This is a genomic window from Lacticaseibacillus sp. 53-4 (assembly GCF_016861805.1).
Lineage (GTDB): Bacteria > Bacillota > Bacilli > Lactobacillales > Lactobacillaceae > Lacticaseibacillus.
Genome location: NZ_BOLT01000067.1, coordinates 1 through 3,051 on the forward strand (window position 1 = coordinate 1; position 3,051 = coordinate 3,051).

A 3,051-nucleotide genomic window follows, 5' to 3' on the forward strand; every position below is an offset into this window, starting at 1 on the left:
TCAGTCATCTGAAAACCTCCAGTTTCAATTCATGATACAGGATGCACTCTCCCTGAGTAAACTTTGCACCAGAACCCCTAAAAGATGGGTTTGTGGTAAACACCATTTTAAAGGAAGCTGATCTTTTTTTGTCCGAACAGCGTTCGGATTAATTTTACAATCTACCAAATGGAAATCAAAACGTTATAAATTCAAGATTAAATACAGATAATCTAGGGAAAGGAGAATTTTTTTGAAGGCAACGTTACAGAAAATCGGGACGGCACTCAATAAACGCATGGGGATCATCAAAGCATTATTTGTATTCTCTGTCCTGTTATTTGTGATTACGGAAGTCGGCAAAATTGCGAAGGAAGTCAGTGGCGCGCAGTTGGCGAATGCGCTTGCTTCGCAAAGCTGGTGGCATCTGTTGAGCATGGTCGTGATTGGTATTATCGCAGTGACACCAATGCTGACGTATGACGTCATGATTACAAAGTTTTTACCCAACCACTATTCACTTGGCTATATCTTAAAAGCTGGATGGATCACCAATACATTTACGAATATCGGTGGTTTTGGGGGCGTGCTGGGCGCCTCACTGCGTGCTAACTTTTATAATCGCGAAGCCACTAAAAAACAAATCGTGTTTGCCATTTCCAAGATCGCTTTGTTTTTAGTTTCGGGATTGTCATTATATTGTATGATCTCACTCGTGCTAGTCTATGGCTTTGGCATTGGGAACATGTATGGCAGTTACTGGATCTGGCTCGTCGGTGGTGCACTGTATTTTCCAGCTATCTTTATTTTTACACGGATCAACGATTCGGAATTCTTCGATGGCCTTACGCTCGGCAACGTCGTTCGGTTATTGAGTGGGTCGTTTGGTGAATGGACTGGCTGTGTGCTGTTCTTCTTATTAATTGGAAACTTTATGGGATTACCCATTGATTTTGCAGCAGTCGTGCCGTTATTCGTGATTGCTTCGGTTGTCGGTGAAGTGTCAATGGTACCCGGTGGTATTGGGTCATTCGACGTTTTCATGATTTTTGGTCTCAGTGCGGTCGGAGTTTCTCGACCAGACGCCGTCGTATGGCTCTTATTTTACCGGTTATTCTACTATATTATCCCGTTTGCCATCGGGATGGTCTTACTCATCCATGACACCGGCCATCGCTTAAACGTGCGCTTAGCGGGTATTCCTAAGCAGGCATTACAACGTGTTGCTCAGATGGTACTGACGGTTTTTCTCTACTTTTCTGGTTTTCTGATGTTGTTGATGTCAACGGTCCCTACCTTTGCATATAGCAATAAACTCTTCTTACAGTTTTATCCGTACACCTTTTTCTTTATTAATCAGGCCAGCAGTATTATTATGGCCTTCTTACTGATTGGGGTGGCGTTGGGAACTGCTGGCCGGGTCAAAAAAGCTTTTTGGCCAACGGTGATTGTCCTGCTGATTGCAATTTTGAATACGATTCGCTGGCTCGTCGTTTATGATGCAATTTCGATGAAATTTGTGATTTTCTTGATTGTGATTCTAGCGCTAGTGGCTTTGTCGCGGCATGCTTATTATCGTGATCGGTTGGCTTTTTCGTGGGGGCAAACGTTGTGGGTTAGCTGCGTGTATGTGGTGACCTTTATCTTGTATACGATTGTGGGGGTCTATAACGCGCCCCAAATTCATCATCGGCATGCGGTTCCTGAAGCGCTGTTCTTCCCATCACAAAAGCTCTGGTTATTTGGGGTGATTGGGTTAGTCTTAGCGGCAATGATTTTGATTATTATGTACCGCTACTTTGCGAGTGGCTATAACGCCCGATTGCGTCAAAAGATGGATGCGGCTCGGGTCAAACAAGTGATTGAAACTTATGGCGGCAATGAAATCTCACACTTGGCTTATTTGAATGATAAGTTAGCATATTACTATCAAGTCGATGGGGTCGATCAACTGATCTTCTTATACCAGCAGAAGGCTGATAAACTGATCATTATGGGAGAGCCATTCGGTAATCAAGCGGTATTACAAGCTGCCTTGGAACAGTTATTGGATGACGCAGATAGTGACGGTTGCTCGCTAGTCTTTTACGAAATTAGTGAGATGCTGACGATGCGCCTACACGAAATGGGCTTTGACTTTATCAAAACCGGTGAAGAAGGGCACGTCAAATTGGCAGACTTTAGTTTGGCTGGTAAACGGCTACGGGGTGAGCGGGCCCTAATGAATAAGTTTACCCGGGATCACTATGAGTTTGCCATCTTGCAGCCACCGTTCAGTGCCAACGTTATGGCTGAATTACGAGCTGTTTCGGATAGTTGGTTAGCAGGTGAGACGGAAAAAGGATTCTCGCTCGGATTTTTTGATGAGCAGTATCTCAATCAGGCACCCGTAGCGGTCGTTTATGATCCTGACCACCGAATTGTCGCGTTTGCGAATATTATGCCGCAGGGAAATCATCAGACGACTTCAATTGACTTAATGCGGTCAAGCAAATCGGCGCCATCCGGCATTATGGACACGGTCTTTGTGCACCTATTTGAACAGGCGCGTGACGATGGCTATGCTTATTTCAATATGGGAATGGCACCGTTATCCGGTGTGGGGGTTTCACGCTACAGTTTTATTCAAGAAAAAATTGCTCATTTAATTTACGAATATGGCTACCAGTTATATGGTTTTCAGGGATTACGGTCGTACAAAGAGAAGTATGTGACCGAGTGGGAACCGAAGTACATTGCGTACCGAAAACGTAATTCACTAATTTTCACCATTTTACAATTGCTACAAGTCGTTAATACCCGGGTGCACAAGTCTGAGCGGCACCGGCCAGTATGGTTGTTGAAACGATTGAAATAACTGAATCATGCACGTTGTTGATAAGATCGATCTGATCTAGTTGACGACGTGTATTTGTTTTATGATAAGACTAACTCTAGTTGGTGTAGAGTAGCGGGTGTTGTTTACTAATGATTTAGGCAGAGGTATTTATTTTGCCGTAAATTGCAAGAACAAGTTAGCCAGTCGTTGAGGACAATCCCAGAACAGGCCGTTATCAAATAGAAGTTGTGGCG

Annotated in this window: 1 protein-coding gene; it reads left to right on the forward strand. The window is 43.9% G+C overall.

The window, feature by feature from the left end; all coding sequences use genetic code 11:
* Nucleotides 1-232 precede the first annotated feature (232 nt).
* Nucleotides 233-2,836, forward strand: coding sequence for a bifunctional lysylphosphatidylglycerol flippase/synthetase MprF (mprF, locus tag JUF21_RS11815; RefSeq protein WP_203664850.1), 2,604 nt, complete (start codon nucleotides 233-235; stop codon nucleotides 2,834-2,836).
* The last annotated feature ends 215 nt before the right edge of the window (nucleotides 2,837-3,051 follow it).